We start from the raw sequence: 24828 nt of genomic DNA on the forward strand, positions 1-24828 counted from the left end.
GGACAGGTATGACCTCTGTCGAATATCTTAAGACATTCTACCTTGCTGTAGATGATGCTCGCCTGCAACCGGAACTACGTAAAAAAGTTGCAGATTTAGCTATGAAACTTTATAAGTCGCAAGCCTTTATCGAGGCTGTGGATTTGAAAGCTTTATTCTTGGATCTCTATCAAACCAAACTAGAAGTTGATAAGGCTCTTGCTAGTGGAGAGGCAAGTCAAGCTAAAGATAAAACTATTCTAGATACCGAAAAAACGGATGATCAGAACTACAAAACAGCCATTTACGGTTTCTTAAAAGAACTTTATGGTGAATTTGCGCCACAGCCAAAAGTAGAAATTCCTGATGCAACCTTCCAAGCACTCTTCCTGCAAGGACAAACACTTTTAGATAAGGTTAAAGATTCTACCAGTCAAGAAAACTACAAGAATCAATTATTGGCTCTTCAAGCTGATCTTAAAGAAGGACGTAAAGATCGGGAGACCATCTTGGAAGAGCTTAAGTTACTCTTGTCTCAAATGGTTGATACTATTAAAAATCAGCAAGAAGAAACAAATCCAAAAGATCAAGAACTGTATAAGAAAATTTATGCTTTACTGATGGCGGCCCATAAGCTACTTGAAGAGCAAAATGCGTCAGATGAATTATTTACTAAAGTAGATACTTTATTTGATAAGCTTGCAGATAGCAAAGTCAATAAAGAAGAGTTGCTTGCCGAAGTTCAATCGTTTGTTGAAGGGCTTCAAAATCAAGGGAAGGTAGAAAAACCAGTTTCTGATACAGCTAAATCAGAGGAAAAAGAATCTGAGACTGCAAAACCTACTGAAACTCCAACCGATAGTTCATCCAATCAGACATCTAGTGAGCCTAACAAGTCTACTAGTTCATCAAGTGAAAGTTCCAGTCCAACAGAAGCGGTTAGTTCTGCTTCAGAGCTAAAAGATCAAGGAAGCGAGGCTACTCAAGAAGAGCCAGCTCAGTCTTCTGAACAGGCATCCACGACAAATGAAGTAAGCAACTAATAAAGAAAAGGTTTATTCTGAGAAGATTCTGTAATATGTTAATAAGATTACCTAGGATTTATCAGACGAAATCTCATTCATAAAAGCCTAATCAAATTAGAAGAATAAAAAAAAGAACAAGCTAATTTTGAAAAGATTAGCTTGTTCTTTTTTATGTTCATGAGAGGTTTATTTTTCTTGATAAGAGACGATACCGATAATGGTATCGACAGCATGTTCCATGGTTTCTAGGCTGACATACTCAAAGCGTCCGTGCATATTTTCGCCACCGGCAAAGAGGTTAGGTGTCGGGATGCCCATAAAGGAAATTTTTGAGCCATCAGTTCCGCCACGGATGGGCTCGATAATAGGCCGGATGTCAAGACTTTCCATAACTGCCTTAGCGATAGTGATTGGTGTCATGTCTTTTTCAATGACCTGCTTCATGTTGTAATATTGGTCTTTGAGGGTCAAGTTGATACGCTCGCTGCCCAGCTCTTGGTTCATCTTATCAGCAATGACCTGCATAGTAGCTTTGCGATTTTCAAAAGCCTCTGTCTCAAAGTCACGGATAATGTAGCTTGCTTGGGCTTCTTCGACTGTACCAGTCAGATTCATCAGGTGGTAGAAGCCTTGGTAGCCATCAGTTTTCTCTGGTCGATCGGCTTCTGGTAGCTGGTTGTGGAAGTCAATAGCCAGCTGGAGAGCATTGATCATTTGACCTTTGGCAGTTCCTGGATGGACATTGCGGCCTTGGAAGGTCAGTTCAGCTCCAGCAGCGCTAAAGGTTTCGTACTGGAGCTCGCCTAGTGGTCCGCCGTCCACTGTGTAGGCAAAGTCCACATCGAAGTCTTCAGCGTCAAACTTATCAGCTCCGATACCGATTTCCTCGTCTGGGCCAAATCCCACTCGGATTTCTCCATGCTTGATCTCTGGATGGGCAGACAGGTATTCGATAGCAGTCATGATTTCAGCAATACCAGACTTATCATCTGCTCCCAAAAGGGTGGTTCCGTCAGTCGTAATCAGGGTTTGCCCCTTGTATTTATGAAGACTAGCAAAGTCCGCAGGATCTAAGTTGAAGCCAGATTGTCCCAGCGAAATCACTCCGCCATCATAATTCTCAATGACCTGTGGCTGGATGTTTTCTGCGTTGAAGTCCGCCGTATCCATGTGGGAAATAAAGCCAATCTTGCGGGTAAAGCTGGGGTCGTTGGCAGGCAGAGTTCCAATCGCAAAGCCGTTGGGCAGGTAGTAGACATTTTCCAAGCCAACCCGCTTCATTTCAGGAATGAGGACATTGTTAGCAAAGTCCACCTGACTCTGGGTGCTGGGTGTAGTAGTAGATGTCTCGTCTGAGCGCGTGTTGACCTTGACATATGTCAAGAAACGCTCTAAAAGATTAGGGTATTTCATAAAATCTCTTCTTTCATTTTGATTTAAATCTATTTTAGCATATTGATATGTTTCTGACAAAGTAGAAAAGAATAGAAAAGTCATACTTATTTTGACTGATATCATGTTATAATAGCAGAGAGCTTTAGAAAAAGAGGGAAATATGACTAAAAAAGCTATTTTGATGATGACCTTTGGTTCGCCAGAAGGTTATACTTTTGAAGACGTTGCTGCATTTTTTACCAATATCCGTCGAGGTGTGCGTCCAAAAGACCAAGAAATTCAACATCTTTACGATAACTATCAGCTAATTGGTGGAAGTCCTTTACAGGAAATTACGAGAGAAGAAGTCAAGCTGGTCGGACAAGTTTTATCAGACGAATATGCAGTTTATTTTGCGAATAAGTTCTCCTCCCCCTTCATCCCAGACCTTATTCGTCAAATGGAGTTAGATGGCATTGAAGAATGTATCTGTCTGATTTTGGAACCACATTATTCTTTTTACTCGGTTATGGGATATGAAAAGTTCATCCATAGTGAGAAAATCCGTTTTAATATCATCAAGGACTGGTACCGTTCAGAAGATTTGTTAAACTTTTGGGTAGATGAAATTAGGAAGATTATCGATAAACAAGTCAAGGGTGAAAGCTTCAAAGTTATTTTCTCAGCACATAGTGTACCACTATTAGCTCTAGATTTTGAAGATCCTTATATTGATCAAATTGTTGACAATGCGCAGATGATTGCACAGCGCTTGGGACTATCTTCTTTTGAATATACTAATACTTGGCAAAGCGAAAGTGATATCGGCCTTCCTTGGATTAAACCAGATGTCTTAGAGTATCTTCGTGATCAGACTGTCCATCCTAAACACTATATTTTTGTTCCGATTAGTTTTATCAGTGAGCATATAGAAGTTCTTTTTGATAATGATGTGGAATGTCGAGAACTGTGTCAAGAGTTTGGTGTGGCTTATCATCGTCCACCAATGCCTAATGCAGACCCTCGTTTGATTGCAGCAATCGTGACAACCATTCGTAAGCATGAAGGAGATGATTTTCAGTATCTCTATCCAGAAGAAACGACTTTTGATGAATTGGCTCCTTCTGAGACAAGTTCTAAGATATTAAAAGAAATAGATGAGCCTCAAATGCCTGAATTTGTAAAAAAATTAATTGAAAAAAAGGGAATTGAAAACGTAAAAATGCCCTATTTTGTTAAGAAAATGCTAGAAAAAAAGGGAAGAATCAAGCATTAAAAATGAATGTATGTTATTCTATTTATTGTTAATAATGAATTTTAGCCTTTTAAAGAGGTAAAATGCAAGTTTAGAAGGAGTCGATATGTCTTTTAAAAGAGTTATATTTTTAATTTTAGCAGTTTTTGCTGTTTATCATGGTTTTGTAACTCCATTACCTGCTGATTCAGATGTTTCTTATAGGATGGGTGCTCTGGCAGCTAATGTGTTACTTCCGGTCTTATTATTGTATTTTGCTTTTAAAAAAGAAAAGCCTAAAAATGAAAAGCTTAAAAAAGAAAAAAATAGAGAATAATTCAACCGAAGTGATATATAAATAGTCAAGAAGCTTGGAACTTATTGTATTTTTAACTATATTTGACTAAAAAGCTCTCTGAGAATTTTTCTCAGAGAGCTTTTACTATGATTAGTATACAAGTTTAAAGTAATCATTTAAGATGAAAGATGGTTACATGGTAAAGACAATAGCGATGTATTGAAAGGCAGAGGCAGCAAGAATAAAGAGATGCCAAATCATATGAAAATATGGTTTTTTCTTGGCATAAAATCCTGCTCCAATGGTATAGCAAAGGCCTCCAGCCAGCATCAATCCCCAGAAAAGCGGGCTCGTTTGGCTAATAATTGGTGGGATAATAAAGACAACCAGCCAGCCCATCATAAGATAAAGAGCGAGACTAAATTTTTCATTGACCTTTTTGGCAAAAATTTTGTAGAGAATACCAAAAATTGTCGTTCCCCACTGGATTAGAATAATCAAATAACCCAACCAGTTATTCATTAAAGCCAAGACAACTGGAGTATAACTACCCGCAATGGCAATATAAATCATACTGTGGTCAATGATACGCAAGATATATTTATGAGTTGAGCCATAAGACATGGAGTGGTAGATTGTAGATGAAAGAAACATAAGAAAGAGGCTGATGACAAAAATGGAGACACCAATAGCTGATAGTAAGCCATGGACTTCATAGCTATAGATAGCTGATAAGGGAAGTAGGATAAGTGTAAGGACAGAGCCTACAGCATGGGTAACAGCATTTGCCACTTCCTCACCAAAACTCAAACGTTTACTTAATTTCATGGTTAGATTCATTTGCATGTGCTCCTTTCAATTCTAGAGATAATTGTCTGGTCTGATGGTAGAGTTTGACTGTCTGACAAGCAGATGAAACAAGAGGATGGATTTCTATATTAGTCTCTTCTTTCATATAGCTAACAAATTGATTGTAAAAGAGTTCGGAACTCTCTTGGTTTTTCACTAGATATTCAACAGTCTCAATAATATCCTGAATAGGAAATACTGGTTTTAGCGTTGTGAGAATAATTAGCCGAGCAATTTGGGTACGATTGTATTTTTTCTTGATCGGTTTTTGAATGTGAGCATGCTTGACATAATTATTAATCATCGCTGCTGTTAAGACTTTTTCCTGTCCTGGAAAAGCCTTTTGATTGACAGAGTTAACATATAATAGGACCTGGTCTAAATATAAATCAAGATCAGGTAATTCTTGCCAGAGGGGAAAGGATATCATAAAATATCAACCTTTCTATAATCTAGTATCGATAACTAGATTATATGATATAAAATATAATTAGTCAAGAATAAATCGTAAGGATAGTCAAGAAAATACAAGTTTTGTTATAATGAATCTATGAAAATTTTAATTCCAACAGCAAAAGAACTAAATACTCAAGTCGCTCAGATTGAGCCAGAAAGTCTGTCAGAAAAGACGAAATTAATTATTCAGGCTTTGAGTCAGTATTCAGTGACTGACTTAGCCCAGCTATATCAGATTCGACTAGAGAAAGCAGATGAGGAATACCAACGTATTCAGGAACTTCAAAATGAGACAGCACCAACCTATCCTGCTCTCTATCTTTTTGACGGTCTCATGTATCGAAACATTAAGCGTAAGGATCTGAGCAAGGAAGAAGAACGGTATATCCGAAATCATCTTTTGATTACCTCTAGCTTGTATGGAGTGATTCCAGCTTTGGCGCCCATTGCTCCCCACCGTTTGGACTTTATGACAAAGCTCAATGTCGAAAAGCAATCATTGAAAAAGCTGTGGACAGAGACCTATGGTCAAGCTGTTGCAGATCAGGAAATTCTGCTTTCGCTCTTGTCTAGTGAATTTGAAGATGTCTTTCCTAAAGAGGTGAGAGACAAGATGATCCGCTTCAAATTCATGGAAGAAAAAGATGGAAAACGGAAAATTCATTCGACTATCTCAAAAAAGGCGCGTGGCCAATTTTTGAGTTATTTGATTGAGAATCACATTACCAAACTATCTGATATTAAACAGAGTTCTTTTTCTGGATTTAAGTTTCAAGAAAATCTTTCACAAGAAAGAGAATTTGTTTTTGTAAAGAAAGTAGATGGATAAAACTTTACAAAAAAAGTGAAATTATTTATAATCAATTGAGGAAAACGATTGCAAGATATGTCTTGTTTTTTTAAATGGAGGTTAAGAAATGCAAGGAAAAAGTCGGACATCCATCACAATGAAAGATGTAGCTAGTCGTGCTGGTGTTAGTGTCGGAACAGTTTCGCGCGTTATTAACAACGAGAAAGGTATCAAAAAAGTCACACTAAAAAAGGTACAAGAAGCAATTAAAGAGTTGAATTATATTCCAGATAATTATGCGCGGGGGCTAAAGACCAATAAAAGTAATAATATTGCTCTTATAATCCCGACAATTTGGCACCCATTTTTTTCAGAATTAGCCTACTACGTTGAAAAAGAATTACTTAAAAATCAATATAAACTATTCATTTGTAATGCTGATGGCGATGTCAAAAATGAGATTGAGTACATTCAAATGTTAGAGAAAAACAAAGTAGATGGTATTATTGCTGTAACTTATTCAGATGTTGATAAATATGTTTCAAGCAGTTTGCCTTTTGTAAGTTTTGATCGACATTTTTCTGAGAATGTCTCCTATGTGACTTCAGAGAATTATAAAGGGGGGCAGATGGCAGCGGAAGAGTTGCTTAATCGAGGTGCTAAACAGCTCGCTTATATTGGAAGTACTAATATCCATGAGAATGAAACTAAACAACGTGAATTAGGTTTTTGTGAAAAGTTGATGAGTATGGGACATTCTGTTTTAAAATTAGATATGTCAGAACCACTTGTTGAACCTGAAAAACAGATTGAGAAATTTTTACTAAAACATTCAACAATTGATGGTATTTTTGCTATTAATGACTTTATGGCTATTAAAGTTATGAAAGTAATGGAGAAATTTGGTAAAAAAGCTCCACAAGATTATCAGATTATTGGTTTTGATGGTTTGAGAAATGCTGCGGATCAAACTTATTTACTGTCAACAATTGCACAACCTCTGGATAAGATTGCCCAAGCTTCTGTCAAATTATTGTTGCAACTCATTTCTAAAGAAAAAGCTGTGTTATCAAGGGTTTTATTACCAGTTTATTTTGCAGAAGGTGGTACTACAAAAAAAATACAGAAATCACTTGACAAAAAATGAAAGCGGTTGTATAATGAAACCATAAAAATGAAACGTTTCAAAAAATATAAAGGTTTAATATAAACCTTTATATAAAACAAATAAAAATGAAACGTTTCAAAAAGGAGGAAAATATGCGTAAAGGCGTAATTCTGTCAATGGTTGCTGCACTATCACTAGGGCTTCTTGCTGGATGTAGTGGAGGTTCATCTAGTAAGACTTCTAAAGAAGCAGCATCAAAAGATGACGTGAAAGTTTGGGTTCAATTTTCTGATGAGACTGCAGAAGGGAAGGCTTGGGAACAAGTAGTTCAAAACTTTAATAAGAAGTATAAAGGAAAATACAAAGTTGTAACTGAGTTTATTCCGCGTAGCGGAAGCGGCGGTGGATATGAAGATAAAGTTAACGCAGCGATTACAACAAATAGTTTACCTGATGTGATTACGCTTGATGGTCCGAATACAGCAGCATATGCTAAATCAAAGGTTATTACTCCATTAGATGATTATTTGAAAGATAATAATATGGAGGATGTGCTTGATAGTATCAAACAACAAGGGACTTACGATGGTAAATTCTATGCATTTGGTTACTCAGAATCAAACGTAGGAATTTATTATAATAAAAAAATGTTTAAAGAAGCAGGAATTGATGAATCAAGTTTACCAACTTTGAAAAAGCCTTGGACTTGGAATGAATTCAAAGCGGTTAGTAAAAAGCTAAAAGATCACTTTAAAGAAGCTGCTATTGATTTCCGTTTGAACTCAAATGATGAAATGCTTCCTTATGCATATATGCCATTGATTTGGTCAAATGGTGGCAGTGTAGTAAATGAAGATGGAACAAAAGCGGAAGGGTACTTTAACTCTAAAGAAAGTACACAAGCTGTTCAATTTATCCAAGATTTAGTAAAAGAAGGATATACAACTGTTAGTCCAGTTGAAAAAGGATTTGAAACTGGACAGTATCCAATGGTGTTAAGTGGTTCGTGGACAATTGCTGATTTGCAAACCAACTATAAAGATATTGATTTCGGTATTTTGCCATATCCTGTGTCAAACAAGACTAAGAAATTGGTATCACCTTCAGGAAGCTGGCAATTAGCAGTTACAACTAAGTCTAACAAAAAAGATGCAGCTGCTGAGTTTGTTAAATTTGCAACGAATACTGAATCAAGCGAAATTTTAAGCCTTGGAAATAGTGTGTTGCCAATCCGTAAATCAACTATTAAAAATATCAAAGACAAAGTTTCTGAACCAATGCGTTTCTTGATGGAACAAAACGCAGCTACTGCGCATGCACGTCCTGTTGTAGTAGCCTATCCGCAAGTATCACGTTCATTCCAACAAGCTATGCAAGACATCAGCTACTATGAAGAAAATCCAGATGTTCAAAAAGTGCTTGATTCACGCGCCAAAGAGATGCAAACGGCTATTGATGATAGTTTGAAAAAATAGATGACAATAAAACTGGGTGGGGCAAAACGTCAAATATGAAGTTGGTCTCAGCCAGTTTTTGTTTAGCGAATATGCAGATAAGTATGTCAATTTTTTAATGTTCCATTTTTACATTAATTTATCATGATTTTACTTAATTTATCATATCTTGGAGGAATTTAACATGAACCAGAAAAAGAGTTTAAAATTAAAAGAAAATCTTTTAGGATATGGTTTTTTATCGCCAGCTTTAATCCTGCTTTTGATTTTCCTGGTTATTCCAGTCTGTATGGTTGTTTATTATGCTTTTACAGATTACTATTTATTGACACCAGACGACAGAAAATTTATTGGTTTAGAAAATTTTATTCGTTTGTTTAAAGATCCAATTTTCTTAAAGAGTGTTGTTAATACGGCACAATTTGTTGTATGGATTATTCCTATTCAGCTTGGTGCAGCGCTAGGTATGGCTTTGATTGTCAATAAAAAACGAAAAGGAAATATGTTTTTTAAGGTAGCTTTCTTTGCTCCAGTTGTAATGTCACTAGTTGTTATTTCGATTTTATGGCTTTATCTATTGAATCCAAATAATGGTCTTTTGAATGCCTTGTTGAATAAAATTGGAATTGCGTCTCAGCCATTCTTGAGGAGTCCAAAACAAGCCATGTATGCTATTGTCTTTGTATCAGCTTGGCAAGGTGCAGGTTATCAAATGCTCCTTTTCCTTGGAGGTATGCAAAATATTCCACAAGATGTTTATGAAGCGGCAGAATTAGATGGTTTTACTAAATGGGAACAATTCCGTTACATTACGATGCCACTTTTGAAACCAACCGCTTTGTTTGTCCTCTTGACAACATTGATTTCTGCTTTTAAGCTCATTGTTCAGCCAATGGTTATGACTCAGGGTGGTCCGATGAACTCAACTATTACCATGGTTTATTATATTTACCAACAAGGGTTCACAGATCGATTGGTTGGATATTCAAGTTCAATTGCCCTTGTATTTACAACATTGATTGGTATGATTAGCTTAGTCCAAAGACGTGTATTGAAGGAGGACAACTAGAATGAAACGTAGAAAAATTTTTAGACCAACGACTATTCTGGAATATGTCCTCTTAACCCTCTTAGCTGCTCTCTTTCTTTTTCCAATGATTTGGATGGTGGTTTCCTCTATGAAGCCAGAAGCTGATGTTTACAAGAATTTGACAGGTTGGCAGGCTTTCTTACCAAGCTTAAATCCAGCAAATTGGTTTAAGCCTTATCAAGAAGTTTTAGAGCGTTTTAGCATCCTTACCTATATCGGAAATAGTATTTTCTATGCTGGAACTTTTGCTATAGGATCTATCATCGTTAACTCTTTAGCAGGTTTTGCCTTTGCTAAAATTAACTTTTCTGGGAAAAAACTTTTATTTGGTATCCTTTTGGCTTTGTTGATTATTCCAATGGAAACGATGTTGATCCCTCAGTTTACCATTATTAACGCACTAGGGTTGGTTAATAATCGCTTAGCTGTTATTATACCTGGTTTAGCAAGTGTTTTTAATATTTATCTATTTAGAAATTTTTTTATTGCTATTCCTGAAGAAATCATCGAATCTGCTCGGATGGATGGCGCAAGTATTTTACGGATATTCTTCCGTATTATGCTACCCATGTCTAAACCTGCAGTAGCAACAGTAGGAGTCTTGTCTTTTATTTCTAGCTGGAATGATTATATTTGGCCACTCATGGTTTTGACGGATTCATCAAAATTCTCTCTCCAAGTTGCGATTACAACCATTAATACAACTCAACCTGTCTATATCAACCAAGTAATGGCTGTCTTAACGATTTCAACAATTCCATTGATCTTGGTTTATATTGTCGCTCAAAAATACATTATTCAAGGTTTGGGTGGTTCAGGGACAGGTATTAAGTAGGTGACTTTATGAAAGAAAAGATTGAACAAGTAAATCGATATATCAAAGAAAATCGTCATCGAGTTAATCATTGCTATCGAGGCAAGTTTCATTTGTTGCCCCCAATTGGTTGGATGAATGATCCAAATGGTTTTGTTTACTATAAGAACGAGTATCATCTCTTTTATCAATTTTACCCATATGATAGTGTTTGGGGACCTATGCATTGGGGACATGCTAAATCAAAAGATTTGATTCACTGGGAGGAATTACCAGTAGCTTTGGCTCCGAGTGAAGTTTATGATAGAAATGGTTGTTTCTCTGGAAGTGCCATTGTGATAGATGATAAGTTAGTTCTTATCTATACTGGTCATGTTGAAGAAGGAAATGTACGCACAGAGACCCAATGTATGGCAGTTTCACATGATGGTATTCATTTTGAAAAGTATGCCGGAAATCCAGTTATTGGAGAAAAGCATATAAACGGAATTGCAGATATTGCGGATTTTCGTGATCCGAAAATTATGAAATACGACAGCCACTATTATACAGTTGTCGCTTCTAAAACAGAGGACAATAGGGGACAAATTCTTTTGTTTGAGTCGGATAATTGCTTCGATTGGCGTTTTAAATCAGTACTATTAGTAGGAAAAGAAGATCAAGGAATCATGTGGGAATGTCCAGATCTATTTGAATTGGATGGCAAATGGGTTCTTATTATGTCTCCAATTGAGATGGAACGTAAAGGCAACCAATATTGGAATTTAAACTCTACTCTTGCATTCATTGGAGGTGTTGACTGGGAATCAGGTTATTTTCAAGTGGAAAATTTTCACGAAATAGATGGCGGATTGGATTTTTATGCTCCACAGACCTGTGTTAATGACAAAGGGGAACGCTATCTAGTAGCTTGGCAACAGATGTGGCATCGAAATATTCCCACACATGATTTAAATCACGGATGGGCTGGTATGATGACCATTCCTCGTAAATTATCCATTAAGAATAATCGTTTGTATCAAGAGATTCCTGAGACATTAACAAGCCAACTAACTATACAAGAGAGATTTTCAGGTCAAGTTGATCAATCAGAATTAGTCTTCTCCAGTGCTGTTAAACAGCAACAATACCTAATACTAGAGCTTGAAAAGCCAGAAGATTTTGAATTGATATATGCAAGAAATGTCATAAATCAGCAGGGTGTGAAAATCTCCTATAATGAAAATAATCAGGTCTTATCTTTGGGACGTGAACGACTGGGCCATAAGATTATTGGAAAAGAAGAACCTTATGCGGATATTCGCCATCTGAATATATCAGATCCTCCTAAGTCATTAACCTTGGAAATTCTTCGAGATATTAATTCAATCGAGCTTTTTGTAAATGGACAAACAATGTCTATGACGTTTTATGAAAAAGAATTTGGGACAGATATTGTCTTAACAAATGCTGATAAATTGAATATAAAAACGTTAGGATTTTATGATATAGCTTGAGCGAGATCGATTATTTTGCCCCCTATTTGAACCAGTTTAAGTAGACCAAGTTTGGTTACTTAAACTGGTTTTTATTGTTGGTTAAACAGGAAAAACACTGAGATTGGCATCCCAGTGTTTTAAATCATTGGAGTTATAATTTCTAATTGATAGCTGCAAGAAGAGCGTCCGCTTGAGCTTTTAGTCCCGCAAGAGTTTCTGAGCTAGCAATAAATTTACCATCTACCCAAGCAGAATCATTGACTTGAGCTGAGGTGAATTCTCCCACAGCAGTTGTCCGAATAAATGGTAGTAAGTCTTTATAGATAGCAAACATTGGTTCTTGTCCTGCATTCGCAACTGAAGAGACAGTCACAATCTTCTCGTTAATAGCAGAAGCGCCACGAGGATCAGAAAGATCAAGTGAACGAGAGAGCCAGTCTAGCAGATTTTTCACTGAACCAGGAATAGAGAAGTTGTAAACCGGTGAGAAAATCCAGATAGCATCAGCAGCTTGGACCTCTTCACGGACCTTAGCAACAGCTGAAGGCGTTGATTGTTCCAAATCTTGACTAAAGATTGGAACTTGAGACTAATCGAGGTAAGACACGTCAGCTTTACCAGACAAAGCTTTTTCAGCTTCTTGCGCCAGTTGGTGGTTAAAAGAACCTTGACGAAGGGATCCAACGATAAATAGTACTTTAGACATTATGAGTCCTCCATATTTTTTAATCAAAGAGGGTTAGACCTCTTGTTACCGTTTATGTTACAACAAATGTTACTAATTAGCAATTATTTAGCTCAGATTTTTATATTTTTTTAAAATTGAAATGAGAGTCTCTTTGTCTTCGTCTGATAAAATAGCTAGGGCATCCTTTACACACAGGATATGCTGAGGAAAGATTTCTTCGATTAATTCCTGACCTTTCTGGCTTAATTCAATCAGATAAGAACGGCGATCATTTGGATCGCTAGTCCGAGAAATCAAGCCGTCACGAACCATATTTTTGATGACGACAGTCATATTTCCAGAGGTCGCAAGCATATGGTCTATCAGATCTTGGATTCGCATTCTTCCCTTACTGTAGAGAGTTTCCAGAACAGAAAACTGAGTAGGGGTTAGTTTGTTTTCTTTGATGACTCTTTGTTCAATGGAGCGTATGGTCCGCTCAGCCTTCCTAAAAACAATCATGGTTTTAAGGTCTAGTTTATTTTCTTCTAATAATTCTTCTAGTGTTCTCATAGCCATATTTTATCAATAAATAGTATTAAAATCAATGTGAAAAAGATAGAAATATAGATAGAATTATAGTATAATGGACGAGTGAAAAATAGAAGAAAAAGAAATAAAAAAATCCTTATATGGCAGTATGTCATTGGAATAGGTATTCTTTTAACGGTGCTTGCCTTTTCTCTGCTAAATCTATTTAATTTATCAATGGAGCCTTATCGGGCTGCTCGTTCTAATTCCATTGAGTTGGCACGCAAGTATGCAGGAGTCAGTAAAGTTGATAGCTTTGCTATTTACAATGGGGACAAGACCTATTACAGCTTGCTAGGTGAAACGGATCAAGAGAAGAAAAAAGCCATCCTGATTGAGAAGGGTTCTGATAAAATTTTTGTTTATGAACTCAGTGAGGGAACTAGCAAAAGGCAGGCTGAAAAGATTGCAAAGAAAAACGGAGCTGATGTGATTGACAAAGTGACTTTTGGTTATTTGAACGGCCGACCAATTTGGGAAGTCAAATCTGGAAAGAGTTACTATATTGTCGATTTTGAAAAAAGGAAATTGCTGAGCAAGGAGGGGCTATGAAATTATCTAATCGTGTTTTAAAAATGGAAGAAAGTGTGACTTTGGCTGCAGCAGCTAGAGCCAAAGCTTTAAAGGCTGAAGGCAGAGATATTCTGTCGCTAACTCTTGGAGAGCCGGATTTTCCGACTCCTAAAAACATTCAGCAAGCAGCTGTGGCAGCTATTGAAGATGGAAAAGCTAGTTTCTATACAGTGGCTAGTGGTCTTCCAGAGTTAAAAGAAGCTATTGTTCAATACTTTGCCAACTATTATGGTTATGAAATCAAGCCGAATCAAGTGACGGTGGCAACAGGAGCTAAGTTCTCCCTCTACACCTTCTTTATGAGTGTTCTTGATCCAGGTGATGAAGCAATTATTCCTACGCCTTATTGGGTCAGCTACGGCGATCAAATTCAGATGGCTGAAGGAATTCCTGTTTTTGTTCAAGCTACTGAAGAGAACGACTTTAAGATAACTGTAGAACAATTGGAAGCTGTTCGAACTGACAAGACCAAGGTCTTAGTTCTGAATTCACCATCCAATCCGACGGGGATGATTTATACAGCCGAGGAACTTTTGGCTATTGGAAACTGGGCTGTGGAGCATGACGTTCTGATTTTGGCAGATGACATCTATGGACGTCTGGTTTATAACGGTAATAAATTTACGCCAATTTCTAGTCTATCAGAGGCTATCCGCAAGCAAACAGTGGTTATCAATGGCGTTTCTAAGAGTTATTCCATGACTGGCTGGCGGATTGGCTATGCTGTTGGTGAACCAGAAATCATAGCTGCTATGAGCAAGGTTGCAGGCCAAACCACTTCCAATCCAACGACAGTTGCCCAGTATGCTGCTATTGAAGCCTTGACAGGTAGTCAGGAGACTGTTGAAATTATGCGTCAGGCCTTTGAAGAGCGTCTCAATACCATCTACCCACTTCTAGCTCAAGTACCAGGTTTTGAGGTCATTAAGCCTCAAGGAGCCTTCTATCTCTTCCCTAATGTCAAAAAAGCTATGGAGATGAAAGGTTATACAGATGTGACAGCCTTTACCACAGCTATTTTGGAAGAAGTTGGTGTGGCTTTGGTGACTGGCGCAGGATTTGGTGCTCCAGAAAATGTCCGTCTCAGCTATGCGACTGATCTGGAAACACTTAAAGGAGCTGTTCAACGCCTGCAGCAATTTATGGAGCGCTAAAGCATGAGGAGAATCTCCTGTTTTGCAATGTTGGCAGTCAGTTTGGTTTGCTTGACCGCTTGTTCTTTTGTTCATTCAGAGCAGAGGTGGACCACTGTTTCTCAGTCTAAGGAGGGAGACCCCTTTTATAGGTTACAAGTGTCTGGAAAAATGTACCAGATTCTATACAATGACAATGGTTCAGCTAGAAAAACCTGGCATTTAGATAATTATAATCCACTTGAAAATCTTGAGTGCCATACTCTTAATCAAGAAGAGATAAAAGGGTTAGACGGGGCGACAGCCAAGAGGGAACTGTCTGGTCAAGGTTCGGCTAACTTTACTATGGTTTATGAACATTATTCAGGTAGTCAAAAAGAAATAAATTATTATCAAGTTGGAATAACTGCCGACAAGAATGGACAAATCAAACCTTCAGAAAGCAGTATGGTCTTAGTTAAGACTGAAAAGGTTGATTCTAAGTAAACATATAAATGAAAAGCAATTATATTTTTAAAATAGAGGATGGGCTTAAAGCCTGTCCTTTTTGCTTTTCTTCGACTCTAGCTGGTAAGAGGTTGTTTAAAGTGATAAAATGATTCTGAAAGCGTTTGTTCTAGGGCTTCCTTATGGAGTAGCTCAGAGTCAAGACATATAGCCTTAATATGAGTTAAAGTGTATCTAATATATGTTTTGATTTCTATTAGAAAGGAATGTGGCATGAAACGTAGTTTGATATTTTTAAACCTAATAATATGTTTGCTCCTATTGACGGCTTGTTCTTTCCTTAATGCTGAGCAAGGGTGGACAACTATTTCTGAATCAAAGTCTGGCGAACCTACTTATAGCTTACAAGCCAAGGGTAGACAGTACCGGATCTTTTTTGAAGAAAATGCATCAACCCGAATGGATTGGTACTTGAACGATTATCAACCAGGGTTAGAGTTAAAGTTACGAACTTTAAACAGCGAGCATTTGAAAAATTCTCTCGGTGGACCTTCAGAGCAGGAACTTTCTGGGAAGGGATATGCAGACTTTACTATGGTTTATGAGACTCGTTATAACCCTCAGATTGAGCGGACTTATTTTAAGGAACATATTGAAGTCAATGATAAGGGAGAGGTAAATACTAAGAAAAGTAGTATGGTTTATGAAAAGTCTGAGAAGCTTGAAAATAAGAAAGGAGACTGATTTTCCAAACAGCTGTTTTCTTTTTCTGATTTCTTATAGAATAGTATTTTCGGAAAAAGATAGCTTTTTAAAGAATTTTAAATTTTCGTCTCTTCAAGGATAGCTATTGCAATCGCTTTATGGTAAAATATAGAACAGATGTCCAAAAGATTTGTCTTGAAATAAAGTGACATTTAGCAACCAATCTAGGAGGCAGATATGATTGATCATTTTGGGATTACAGTCAAGGATTTGGAAGCCAGCAAGCTCTTTTATCAGCAAGCTTTAGAGCCATTGGGCTACAAAATTGCCTTTGAAATTCCTCAGGCGGTAAGTTTTGCAGAGCCTCAAACAGCTCCAGCTGGAGATTTTTGGTTAAGTCAGGGGCAATCAGATGCGTCTCATTTTGCCTTTCGTGCTGAGACTAGAGAGCAAGTGGATGCTTTTTATCAAGCTGGTCTAGCAGCGGGAGGTCAAGATAATGGCGCTCCGGGTATTCGTCCCCAATATCACCAACCTTATTATGCAGCCTTTGTCTTGGATCCAGATGGTAATAATGTCGAGGCAGTCTGTCACAAAGAATAAAAAATAGAAAAGAGAAAAAAAGTGTCAAACAAATATGTAACGATTATTGATGTAAAAGACTACGTGGGTAAAGAAGTGACCATAGGTGCTTGGGTTGCCAACAAATCAGGTAAGGGTAAGATTGCTTTTTTACAACTACGTGATGGTTCAGCCTTTTTCCAAGGTGTAGCCTTCAAGCCTAATTTTATCGAGAAATTTGGTGAAGAAGTAGGACTTGAGAAATTTGATACTATCAAACGACTTAGCCAGGAAACATCTGTTTTTGTGACAGGGATCGTCAAGGAAGATGAGCGTTCAAAATTTGGCTATGAGCTGGATATCACAGACATCGAAGTAATTGGTGAGTCAAATGATTATCCGATCACGCCCAAAGAACATGGGACTGACTTCCTTATGGACAACCGTCACTTGTGGCTGCGTTCTCGTAAGCAAGTTGCCATGATGCAGATCCGCAATGCCATCATCTACGCTACCTATGAATTCTTTGACAAGAATGGCTTTATGAAGTTTGACAGCCCAATCTTGTCAGGAAATGCTGCAGAAGACTCAACTGAGCTTTTTGAAACAGACTATTTCGGAACTCCAGCATACTTGAGTCAGTCAGGTCAGCTTTATCTGGAAGCAGGTGCTATGGCTCTTGGTCGCGTTTTTGACTTTGGTCCTGTATTCCGTGCTGAAAAATCAAAAACCCGTCGTCATTTGACTGAGTTCTGGATGATGGATGCAGAGTATTCATACTTGACCCATGATGAGTCACTTGACTTGCAAGAAGCTTATGTTAAGGCTTTGATCCAAGGTGTTCTTGATCGTGCTCCTCAAGCTTTGGAAACCTTGGAGCGTGATGTAGAACTCTTGAAACGCTATATTGCAGAGCCTTTCAAGCGTGTTAGCTATGATGAAGCGATTGACCTCTTGCAAGCCCATGAAAATGATGAGGATGCAGATTATGAGCATCTTGAACATGGTGATGACTTTGGTTCACCGCATGAAACATGGATTTCCAACCACTTTGGTGTACCAACCTTTGTCGTGAACTACCCAGCAGCTATCAAGGCTTTCTACATGAAGCCAGTTCCTGGAAATCCTAACCGTGTCCTCTGTGCAGACTTGCTTGCTCCAGAAGGCTACGGTGAAATCATCGGAGGCTCTATGCGTGAGGAAGACTACGATGCCCTTGTTGCTAAGATGAATGATCTTGGTATGGATACGACAGAATATGAATTCTACCTGGATCTTCGTAAGTATGGAACAGTTCCACATGGTGGCTTCGGTATCGGTATCGAGCGTATGGTAACCTTTGTAGCTGGTACTAAGCATATCCGTGAAGCCATTCCATTCCCACGTATGTTGCACCGTATTAAACCGTAAATTAATGAAAACGCCCATGTGGCGTTTTTTCAACAATGAACTATGAAATAATCCAAATATAGAATTTTAGAGAAAGAAGAGGTAGGAGTCATGTAAACAGCAGATTAACAAGTGATAAAGGATAGAAATTAAAAAAACACTTGTTAAAGGAGAAAATATGTTTAAAAGAAGTTATCGGAAAAATATCGGTCTTATGGCCGGAGTAGAATTTTTTGCCTTTCTAGGCATTACTAGTTTTTGGATTTTATTTCTAAGTCAAAATGGCATGTCCCTTTGGCAGATTGGGCTTTTGGAAAGTATCTTTCATGCCACTAGTGTCATCTGTGAAATTCCTTCTGGGATGTTGGCGGATCGCTTTTCCTACAAGACCAATCTTTATCTGAGCCGGATAGCTGGGATTGTGTCTTCGATTCTTATGTTGGCGGGGCAGGGGAACTTCTGGGTCTATGCACTGGCTATGGTGATTAGTGCTTGGTCCTATAATTTTGATTCGGGGACAAGCGCAGCCATGGTCTATGATTCATCTGTGGAGGCCGGACTCAAGGAACGTTACTTATCCATCTCCAGTTTTATGTCTGGGGTGGCTGAAGCGACTCGGTCTTTGGGAACGGTCTGGGCCGGATTTTTTGTCCATGGACAATTGCATCTGACCTACTATATCATGATTGGGACCTCTATCATCGTTCTTTTCTTAACCTGGATGCTGAAGGAGCCAAGTGTCAAAGCAGAGAAAGCGGAACGCCTGACTATGAAAAAGATTATCTGGGCTGTCAAAGAGGAGTTGCAGAGAAATCCCAGCCTTTTTATCTGGATGATTCTGTCCCAAATCATCGGAACTCTCATGTGTATGTTTTATTTTTATTATCAAAATCAATTGCCCGACTTAAAAGATTGGCAGATTTCGGTAGTCATGCTGATTGGCAGTGCTTTGAATATCTTGGCGGTCTATCTGGCAAGTGTGATTGGAAAGAAATATTCTGCCTTGAAACTCTTTCCTACAGTAGTTCTTCTAACTGGAGCAAGCTACTTGCTGTCCTATTTTGGAACGCCCTTCATCTATATTTTGATTTATCTAATCAGCAACGCCTTGTATGCTCTTTTCCAGCCGATTTTTGACAACGATTTGCAAAAACAGCTGCCAAGTGAAGTACGGGCGACCATGCTCAGTGTCTATTCTATGATGTTCAGCCTAAGTATGATTGTCATTTTCCCTGTGACGGGCTGGTTGATCGACCACTTTGGTTTTGACTGGACGTTTATAGTTTTAGGCGGCTTCTTATTTGCTGTAACTCCATTTTTGCATATGGGGCTAAAGAAAATAAGCCAGAATTTACAAGAAGTCTAAGATTAATGTTCTCTTTCTGCTGGTCAGAAGGAGAATATTTTTTACCCTTTGAAAATTATGGTAAAATAAATACAGTTTAATGGAGAAGTAGACAGTATGAAAGATTTATTGAAATATTTCAAGGGCTATATCAGGGAGTCTTTGCTGGGACCCTTGTTTAAGCTCTTGGAGGCCAGTTTTGAACTCTTGGTTCCGCTTTTGATTGCGGGGATTGTGGATGAGACCATTCCTAGACACGACAGCTCCCATCTCTACTGGATGGTTTTTCTTTTGATGGGCTTGGCTGCGCTAGGCGTGGTGGTAGCAGTGGTGGCCCAGTATTATTCGTCAAAGGCAGCAGTGGGCTTTACTCGTCAGATGACAGGTGACCTATATCAAAAGATTCTGCGCTTGCCCAAGGCTAGTCGGGATGAGCTGACGACTTCTAGCTTGGTGACTCGACTGACGAGTGACACCTATCAGATCCAGACGGGCATCAATCAATTTCTTCGTCTCTTCCTGCGGGCGCCTATCATTGTTTTTGGCTCCATCATCATGGCCTTTACTATCAGTCCAGTCATTACCTTGTGGTTCTTGCTCATGGTGGCAATTTTAACGGCTATTATCGTTTTCATGTCTCGTCTGATGAATCCCCTCTATGCCAAGATTCGTCAGCTGACTGACCAGCTAGTCAATCTGACGCGTGAGCAGCTACAGGGCATGCGGGTTATACGAGCTTTCGGTCAGACCCAGCGTGAGATTCAGAGTTTTCGCAATCGCAACGAGCTTTATAAAACCTGGCAAATCAGGACTGGAGTTCTGGCTAGTCTGATTAGTCCTCTGACCTTTCTTACGGTCAATGGTACCCTGATTGCTGTGATTTGGCAGGGGAATGCTTTTATTGGCAAAGGCCTGCTGACCCAGGGGATGCTAGTGGCCTTGGTTAATTATTTATTACAGATTTTAGTGGAATTGCTCAAGCTAGCTATGCTGGTCAACTCGCTCAATCAAAGCTATATCAGTGCAGGCCGAATCAGTCAGGTCTTCGAGCAAGCAGAAGAAGATGTCCTGCAGGAATTAGTGCAGGAAACAGCTCTGCCGAATCAAGCTATTAAAGTCCAGCAAGTCAGCTTTTCTTATCCAAATGCAGCTAGTCCAGCCTTGACTGGTCTGACTTTTGATTTGAAAAACGGCCAGACTTTGGGGGTTATTGGCGGGACAGGTTCAGGTAAATCTACTCTGGTTCAGCTGCTGTCTCATCTCTATCCTGTGGCTGCTGGTCAGTTGACCATATTTTTCCAAGGACGTAGTCCTAAAAATCTCAGAGAATGGCGATCTTGGATTAGTCTGGTGCCTCAGAAGGCGGAGCTTTTCCAAGGAACTGTTCGTTCCAATCTGACCTTGGGCATGTCAAGCAAGCCAACAGACGCAGACTTGTGGCAGGCTTTAGAGATTGCTCAAGCGGCGGACTTTGTCTCTCAGAAGGAAGGTGGCTTGGATGCGACTGTAGAGGCCTTTGGTCGGAATTTTTCTGGCGGTCAGCGTCAGCGTTTAACCATTGCCAGAGCTGTCTTGCGGAGAGCGCCTTTCTTGGTTTTAGATGATGCAACCTCTGCTCTGGACTATCTGACAGAGGCAAGACTCTTGCAGGCTATCAAGAATGAATTGACAGAGACCAGTCTGGTCTTGATCTCTCAGCGGACCAATAGTTTGCGCTCAGCGGATCAAATCTTAGTCCTAGATAAGGGAGAACAGGTGGCCCTTGGTCGCCATGAGGAACTCCTAATCAGCTCTGCCATTTACCGAGAAATCCATCAATCACAGCATAGTCAAGGAGAGGAGGGAAAGCATGAAGCATAAGACATCATCTAGTAGCTTGAGGCGTTTGACTCGAGACTTGCTACAGGCGCGCTGGCTTTTTCTCCTAGCTAGTCTGGGAACGGTGGCTCAAGTGGCTCTAACTGTTCTTCTCCCAGTTTTAATCGGGAATGCGGTTGATAGTGTTCTTCTTCCGCAAGCGGACCAGCATTTGATGCCGATTCTGGGCCAGATGCTGTTGGTTATCTTAGCCAATACGCTGATTCAGTGGCTCAATCCCTTACTCTATAATCAGCTGGTCTATCGCTACAGCCAGCAGCTCCGTCAAGGCGTTATCAAGAAAGTTCACTATTTGCCTTTGGCTTATCTAGATCGGCAGGGAACCGGCGACTTGGTTAGTCGGGTGACGACGGACTTGGAGCAGCTCAGCAATGGCCTACTTATGGTTTTCAATCAATTTTTTGTGGGTTTGCTGACAATTTTAGTGACCATCATTAGTATGGCCAGATTGGACTTTTTCCTCTTACTTCTGGTTCTGCTTTTGACACCCCTTTCTCTCTTCTTAGCTCGCTTTATTGCCAGAAAGAGTTTTAGCTTTTTCCAACGACAGACACAGGCGAGGGGAGCACAGACCCAGCTGATTGAGGAAAGTTTGACTCAAGAAAGTCTGATCCAGGCTTTTAATGCTCTGGAGCAGTTTGACTCAGCTTTTACCCGCAGTAATCAAATCTATGCAGACTATTCGCAGGCGGCTATTTTCTATTCATCAACAGTCAATCCTTCGACTCGTTTTATCAATGCTCTGATCTATGCTTTGATTGTAGGCTTTGGGGCTGTCCGAATCATTCAGGGAACAGGCTTTACGGTTGGGCAGCTGGTAACTTTTCTCAACTACGTCAACCAGTACACCAAGCCCTTCAACGATATATCGTCAGTCATGTCAGAATTGCAGAGCGCTTTAGCTTGTGCGGAGAGGATTTACAGCGTTTTGGACCAAGAAGAAATAGCAGAGCCAGGCCAGGGAATTCTTCAGTCTGAAGATGTCAAAGGACAGATTAGCTTTGAGCATGTGGCTTTTGGCTATGAGTCCGGCAAAGAGTTGATTCAGGATTTGAATATAAGGATTCCAGCAGCTAGCAAGGTCGCCATTGTCGGGCCAACTGGTGCTGGTAAGTCAACCTTGATTAATCTCCTCATGCGCTTTTACAATGTTGATAGTGGCCTTATTTCTTTAGATGGTATTCCTATCAGTCATTACACCAGAGCCTCTTATCGTCAGCAGTTCGGTATGGTACTGCAGGAGACTTGGCTCAAGACGGCGACCATTCATGACAACATAGCTTTTGGCCGGCCAGACGCTAGCCGAGAAGAGGTCATTGCAGCTGCCAAGGCGGCCAACGCTCATTTCTTTATCCAGCAGCTGCCTCAGGGCTATGACACCTATCTGGCGGATGCTGGGGACTCACTTTCTCAAGGTCAGCGGCAGCTCTTGACCATTGCGCGTGTCTTCCTTTCCGTTCCTAAAATCCTAATCTTGGATGAGGCGACTTCCTCCATTGATACTCGGACAGAAGTCTTGATTCAGGAGGCTTTCAGCAAGCTCATGGTGGGACGGACTAGCTTTATCATCGCCCATCGTTTGTCCACTATTCAAAATGCGGACATCATCCTCGTCATGGTAGACGGCAATATCGTCGAACATGGTAATCATCAGGAGCTCATGGCAGCCAGAGGCGTTTATTACCAAATGCAGACGGCGCAGGAGTAGAAGAGGAGCTTTATTAAAGTTCACAGATTGATGCTAAACAAAACTAAAAGAGTTGGAATTTCCAACTCTTTTTGCTTATAATTTAACTTCTTCGAGCCCTGTCTCCATCAGTTTATAAATCTTTGTACAGACTTCTTTGAGAAAGATGCGGTCGTGGGAGACAGCGATAATGGCGCCAGGATAGGTCGCCAAAAGCTGGCGAACCTGAGGCTGAGAGGTGGGAGAGAAGTTGCGGGTTGGCTCGTCCAGAAGGAGGATATTGGGGCGGTCTAGGACTAGTTTGAGCAGGAGGAGCTTGGCTTTTTGGCCACCGGAAAGCTGCCCAATAGGATGGCGGGCCTCGTCGCGCGTGAACTGAAGACTAGCTAGATGCGTCAGGATTTTCTCCTCCTGGGCCTTGTCGCCTGAGGGAGCCAGAAAGTCCAAAGGGCTGCTCTCATCAGCCAGCAAGTCGCTATAATGCTGGGGCATGTAGCCAACTCGCATATCTGTCCGCTCACGCAGGATCTTCCATATTTCCTTAAGCAGAGTAGATTTGCCTGCACCATTAGCACCAATCAGTCCGATTTTTTCTTGGCCACAGACCTCCAGAGTCAGGTTATCCGCCAGTTGTCGTTCGTCTGTTTTCAGCTTCATTCCTTCTAATTTTAGGATTCTTTTGGTCAATGGCAGAGCTTCTATGTCTGAGAAGTGAAGGCTGATGACATCTTCCTGTGTCGGGATTTCGGTCATTTCAGCGCCTGCCTTTTCAAATCGTTTGCCCTGCGAGAGAATATTTTTCATCTTCTTAGCCACCAATCGACCTGCAGTAGCGTCATGGGTATTTCGTAAAGTATGCTCCACACTCTGCTTAACCCGTCGGTGTTTTTCCATGGTCTTGGCGTGTTCTTCCCGCTCTTTCCGTGCCAGTTGTCCTTGTTTCTCAAAAGCCTCCTGACGCTGCTGGCGGTAATTTTCATAGTCCAGACTCTTGACGCTGGTTCTAGCTTCCTGCTTCTTTTTGATTCTCTCCAGATGAACAATCTTGGTCGCAGCTTGAGCGAGGAAGTGTTCGTCGTGAGAGACGAAAAGGACAGTTTGCTGGCTATGGCTGATAAAGTTTTCCAGCCAAGTCAGAGTTTCGAGATCAAGGTCATTAGAGGGCTCGTCAAGAAAGAGAATGTCCCAATCGCTGGCTAGTTTCTTGATGAGCTGAACCTTAAGTTTTTCTCCTCCAGATAGGCTAGAGAGTTGCTGCTGACTGGCAAAGCGCTGGCTGTCAAAATTGAGCTCCCCAGCATAGCGATAGAGCTTGGCATAGTCCAGCTCTGTCTCAAAATCAGCAAAGAAATAGTCATTGAGCGTCAGTTGGGCATCTTCTGAAGGCAACTGCTGGGGCAGGTAGACAGCAGCAGTATAGGACTTATCAATCTGTCCGCTGTAGCTGACATAGGAGCTGACCAGTCGCTCGTCTAGCAAGAGCTTGAGCAGGGTGGATTTGCCATTACCCTCCTCACCGATAATAGCGACCTTGTCTCCTTGATTTACAGTCAGTGACAAATCTTTGATTAACTCTTTCAGATCTTTTAGGTGGGTAATGGTTAGATTTCTTATTTGAAGCATAAATGTCTCCTTCATTTTTTAAAACAAAAAACAGCTCTGCTTTATTTAGCAGAGCTGTTGAGATTGCACAAAGAAGACACAGGAGTGTAAATAGGGGAATTCGTTTGTAGACTTACAACTTGCACTGTCATAGGAGCGACAGGATTGATCTAAATATAAGCCATAGAAGCTTGAAAGCACAAAAAAACGAAAGTCCCGCGGATATGCAGAAACATGACAAAATCTACTAAATAAAGTTTCCTTTAAAAAATAGACTTAATTTTTCATGTCTCCGTGTACC

General features: G+C 39.9%; 22 protein-coding genes and 1 pseudogene. 17 read left to right on the top strand and 6 right to left on the bottom strand.

Annotated features, from left to right (window positions below):
* Positions 1–1190: 1190 nt before the first annotated feature.
* Positions 1191–2417 carry a peptidase T gene (pepT, locus tag HMPREF0847_RS01915; protein WP_008809249.1) on the bottom strand — a complete coding sequence of 409 codons (1227 nt, stop codon included), beginning with the start codon at positions 2415–2417 and terminating at the stop codon, positions 1191–1193.
* 142 nt (positions 2418–2559) lie between these two features.
* Here pepT and hemH point away from each other — a divergent pair, with 142 nt between their 5' ends.
* Both hemH and HMPREF0847_RS01925 read left to right on the top strand, forming a co-directional pair.
* The gene (gene hemH / locus HMPREF0847_RS01920) at positions 2560–3654 is read left to right on the top strand and encodes a ferrochelatase (RefSeq protein WP_008809248.1); all 1095 of its coding nucleotides are present in this window, start codon (positions 2560–2562) and stop codon (positions 3652–3654) included.
* Positions 3655–3739: 85 nt separating this feature from the next.
* Positions 3740–3949, top strand: a complete 210-nt coding sequence (locus tag HMPREF0847_RS01925; protein WP_008809247.1) for a hypothetical protein — start codon at positions 3740–3742, stop codon at positions 3947–3949.
* Positions 3950–4102: 153 nt separating this feature from the next.
* On the opposite strand, the gene trhA is transcribed toward HMPREF0847_RS01925, so the two are convergent.
* On the bottom strand, positions 4103–4750 hold the full coding sequence (trhA, locus tag HMPREF0847_RS01930) for a PAQR family membrane homeostasis protein TrhA (protein WP_012000697.1): 648 nt from the start codon (positions 4748–4750) through the stop codon (positions 4103–4105).
* Positions 4725–5189: a DUF1836 domain-containing protein gene (locus tag HMPREF0847_RS01935; protein ID WP_008809245.1), complete on the bottom strand. Its 465-nt coding sequence runs from the start codon at positions 5187–5189 to the stop codon at positions 4725–4727. Before HMPREF0847_RS01935 ends, trhA begins: the two co-directional genes overlap by 26 nt.
* A gap of 120 nt (positions 5190–5309) precedes the next feature.
* On the opposite strand from HMPREF0847_RS01935, the gene yaaA reads away from it, so the two are divergent.
* From yaaA to HMPREF0847_RS01965, 6 genes are all read left to right on the top strand, one after another.
* A complete protein-coding gene (gene yaaA / locus HMPREF0847_RS01940; protein WP_008809244.1) occupies positions 5310–6044 on the top strand; it encodes a peroxide stress protein YaaA in 735 nt (244 codons plus the stop codon).
* An 88-nt stretch (positions 6045–6132) separates the two neighbouring features.
* The gene (locus tag HMPREF0847_RS01945; RefSeq protein WP_008809243.1) at positions 6133–7152 is read left to right on the top strand and encodes a LacI family DNA-binding transcriptional regulator; all 1020 of its coding nucleotides are present in this window, start codon (positions 6133–6135) and stop codon (positions 7150–7152) included.
* A 113-nt stretch (positions 7153–7265) separates the two neighbouring features.
* Positions 7266–8588, top strand: a complete 1323-nt coding sequence (locus HMPREF0847_RS01950; protein WP_008809242.1) for an ABC transporter substrate-binding protein — start codon at positions 7266–7268, stop codon at positions 8586–8588.
* Positions 8589–8751: 163 nt separating this feature from the next.
* Complete coding sequence (locus tag HMPREF0847_RS01955; protein WP_008809241.1) at positions 8752–9636, top strand: carbohydrate ABC transporter permease; 885 nt, start codon at positions 8752–8754, stop codon at positions 9634–9636.
* Between the two features lies 1 nt (position 9637).
* Positions 9638–10492: a carbohydrate ABC transporter permease gene (locus HMPREF0847_RS01960; RefSeq protein WP_008809240.1), complete on the top strand. Its 855-nt coding sequence runs from the start codon at positions 9638–9640 to the stop codon at positions 10490–10492.
* Between the two features lie 8 nt (positions 10493–10500).
* Complete coding sequence (locus HMPREF0847_RS01965; protein WP_008809239.1) at positions 10501–11967, top strand: glycoside hydrolase family 32 protein; 1467 nt, start codon at positions 10501–10503, stop codon at positions 11965–11967.
* A 142-nt stretch (positions 11968–12109) separates the two neighbouring features.
* On the opposite strand, the pseudogene HMPREF0847_RS01970 reads toward HMPREF0847_RS01965, so the two are convergent.
* A pseudogene (locus tag HMPREF0847_RS01970) lies at positions 12110–12658 on the bottom strand (NADPH-dependent FMN reductase).
* Between the two features lie 84 nt (positions 12659–12742).
* Positions 12743–13189 carry a MarR family winged helix-turn-helix transcriptional regulator gene (locus HMPREF0847_RS01975; protein WP_037622268.1) on the bottom strand — a complete coding sequence of 149 codons (447 nt, stop codon included), beginning with the start codon at positions 13187–13189 and terminating at the stop codon, positions 12743–12745.
* Between the two features lie 81 nt (positions 13190–13270).
* Here HMPREF0847_RS01975 and HMPREF0847_RS01980 point away from each other — a divergent pair, with 81 nt between their 5' ends.
* The 9 genes from HMPREF0847_RS01980 (at position 13271) to HMPREF0847_RS02020 (ending at position 22946) form a co-directional block, all read left to right on the top strand.
* Positions 13271–13759 carry a cell wall elongation regulator TseB-like domain-containing protein gene (locus tag HMPREF0847_RS01980; RefSeq protein WP_008809236.1) on the top strand — a complete coding sequence of 163 codons (489 nt, stop codon included), beginning with the start codon at positions 13271–13273 and terminating at the stop codon, positions 13757–13759.
* Positions 13756–14934: a pyridoxal phosphate-dependent aminotransferase gene (locus HMPREF0847_RS01985; protein WP_008809235.1), complete on the top strand. Its 1179-nt coding sequence runs from the start codon at positions 13756–13758 to the stop codon at positions 14932–14934. Before HMPREF0847_RS01980 ends, HMPREF0847_RS01985 begins: the two co-directional genes overlap by 4 nt.
* A 150-nt stretch (positions 14935–15084) precedes the next feature.
* A complete protein-coding gene (locus HMPREF0847_RS01990; RefSeq protein ID WP_227955607.1) occupies positions 15085–15399 on the top strand; it encodes a hypothetical protein in 315 nt (104 codons plus the stop codon).
* A gap of 234 nt (positions 15400–15633) precedes the next feature.
* Positions 15634–16104 (top strand): hypothetical protein, encoded by a 471-nt coding sequence (locus tag HMPREF0847_RS01995; protein ID WP_008809233.1) that lies wholly within the window; start codon positions 15634–15636, stop codon positions 16102–16104.
* Between the two features lie 198 nt (positions 16105–16302).
* Positions 16303–16668 carry a VOC family protein gene (locus tag HMPREF0847_RS02000; protein WP_008809232.1) on the top strand — a complete coding sequence of 122 codons (366 nt, stop codon included), beginning with the start codon at positions 16303–16305 and terminating at the stop codon, positions 16666–16668.
* 21 nt (positions 16669–16689) lie between these two features.
* Positions 16690–18036: an asparagine--tRNA ligase gene (gene asnS / locus HMPREF0847_RS02005; RefSeq protein ID WP_008809231.1), complete on the top strand. Its 1347-nt coding sequence runs from the start codon at positions 16690–16692 to the stop codon at positions 18034–18036.
* Between the two features lie 157 nt (positions 18037–18193).
* Positions 18194–19381, top strand: a complete 1188-nt coding sequence (locus tag HMPREF0847_RS02010; protein ID WP_008809230.1) for an MFS transporter — start codon at positions 18194–18196, stop codon at positions 19379–19381.
* A 96-nt stretch (positions 19382–19477) separates the two neighbouring features.
* Positions 19478–21220, top strand: coding sequence for an ABC transporter ATP-binding protein (locus HMPREF0847_RS02015; protein WP_008809229.1), 1743 nt, complete (start codon positions 19478–19480; stop codon positions 21218–21220).
* Positions 21210–22946 (top strand): ABC transporter ATP-binding protein, encoded by a 1737-nt coding sequence (locus HMPREF0847_RS02020; RefSeq protein WP_008809228.1) that lies wholly within the window; start codon positions 21210–21212, stop codon positions 22944–22946. The genes HMPREF0847_RS02015 and HMPREF0847_RS02020 overlap by 11 nt, the downstream gene beginning before the upstream one ends.
* A gap of 75 nt (positions 22947–23021) precedes the next feature.
* Here the strand turns inward: HMPREF0847_RS02020 and HMPREF0847_RS02025 are convergent, their stop codons facing one another.
* Positions 23022–24548, bottom strand: a complete 1527-nt coding sequence (locus tag HMPREF0847_RS02025) for an ATP-binding cassette domain-containing protein (protein ID WP_008809227.1) — start codon at positions 24546–24548, stop codon at positions 23022–23024.
* Between the last annotated feature and the right edge of the window lie 280 nt (positions 24549–24828).

The sequence above is a fragment of the Streptococcus sp. 2_1_36FAA genome (assembly GCF_000161955.2).
GTDB classification, from domain to species: Bacteria; Bacillota; Bacilli; order Lactobacillales; family Streptococcaceae; genus Streptococcus; species Streptococcus gordonii.

What these genes read in the sequence shown, in the direction of transcription:
- pepT (WP_008809249.1), bottom strand. Translation starts at nt 2,417, where the DNA reads ATGAAATACCCTAATCTTTTAGAGCGTTTCTTGACATATGTCAAGGTC.
- hemH (WP_008809248.1), top strand. Translation starts at nt 2,560, where the DNA reads ATGACTAAAAAAGCTATTTTGATGATGACCTTTGGTTCGCCAGAAGGT.
- HMPREF0847_RS01925 (WP_008809247.1), top strand. Translation starts at nt 3,740, where the DNA reads ATGTCTTTTAAAAGAGTTATATTTTTAATTTTAGCAGTTTTTGCTGTT.
- trhA (WP_012000697.1), bottom strand. Translation starts at nt 4,750, where the DNA reads ATGAATCTAACCATGAAATTAAGTAAACGTTTGAGTTTTGGTGAGGAA.
- HMPREF0847_RS01935 (WP_008809245.1), bottom strand. Translation starts at nt 5,189, where the DNA reads ATGATATCCTTTCCCCTCTGGCAAGAATTACCTGATCTTGATTTATAT.
- yaaA (WP_008809244.1), top strand. Translation starts at nt 5,310, where the DNA reads ATGAAAATTTTAATTCCAACAGCAAAAGAACTAAATACTCAAGTCGCT.
- HMPREF0847_RS01945 (WP_008809243.1), top strand. Translation starts at nt 6,133, where the DNA reads ATGCAAGGAAAAAGTCGGACATCCATCACAATGAAAGATGTAGCTAGT.
- HMPREF0847_RS01950 (WP_008809242.1), top strand. Translation starts at nt 7,266, where the DNA reads ATGCGTAAAGGCGTAATTCTGTCAATGGTTGCTGCACTATCACTAGGG.
- HMPREF0847_RS01955 (WP_008809241.1), top strand. Translation starts at nt 8,752, where the DNA reads ATGAACCAGAAAAAGAGTTTAAAATTAAAAGAAAATCTTTTAGGATAT.
- HMPREF0847_RS01960 (WP_008809240.1), top strand. Translation starts at nt 9,638, where the DNA reads ATGAAACGTAGAAAAATTTTTAGACCAACGACTATTCTGGAATATGTC.
- HMPREF0847_RS01965 (WP_008809239.1), top strand. Translation starts at nt 10,501, where the DNA reads ATGAAAGAAAAGATTGAACAAGTAAATCGATATATCAAAGAAAATCGT.
- HMPREF0847_RS01975 (WP_037622268.1), bottom strand. Translation starts at nt 13,189, where the DNA reads ATGAGAACACTAGAAGAATTATTAGAAGAAAATAAACTAGACCTTAAA.
- HMPREF0847_RS01985 (WP_008809235.1), top strand. Translation starts at nt 13,756, where the DNA reads ATGAAATTATCTAATCGTGTTTTAAAAATGGAAGAAAGTGTGACTTTG.
- HMPREF0847_RS01990 (WP_227955607.1), top strand. Translation starts at nt 15,085, where the DNA reads ATGTACCAGATTCTATACAATGACAATGGTTCAGCTAGAAAAACCTGG.
- HMPREF0847_RS01995 (WP_008809233.1), top strand. Translation starts at nt 15,634, where the DNA reads ATGAAACGTAGTTTGATATTTTTAAACCTAATAATATGTTTGCTCCTA.
- HMPREF0847_RS02000 (WP_008809232.1), top strand. Translation starts at nt 16,303, where the DNA reads ATGATTGATCATTTTGGGATTACAGTCAAGGATTTGGAAGCCAGCAAG.
- HMPREF0847_RS02010 (WP_008809230.1), top strand. Translation starts at nt 18,194, where the DNA reads ATGTTTAAAAGAAGTTATCGGAAAAATATCGGTCTTATGGCCGGAGTA.
- HMPREF0847_RS02015 (WP_008809229.1), top strand. Translation starts at nt 19,478, where the DNA reads ATGAAAGATTTATTGAAATATTTCAAGGGCTATATCAGGGAGTCTTTG.
- HMPREF0847_RS02020 (WP_008809228.1), top strand. Translation starts at nt 21,210, where the DNA reads ATGAAGCATAAGACATCATCTAGTAGCTTGAGGCGTTTGACTCGAGAC.
- HMPREF0847_RS02025 (WP_008809227.1), bottom strand. Translation starts at nt 24,548, where the DNA reads ATGCTTCAAATAAGAAATCTAACCATTACCCACCTAAAAGATCTGAAA.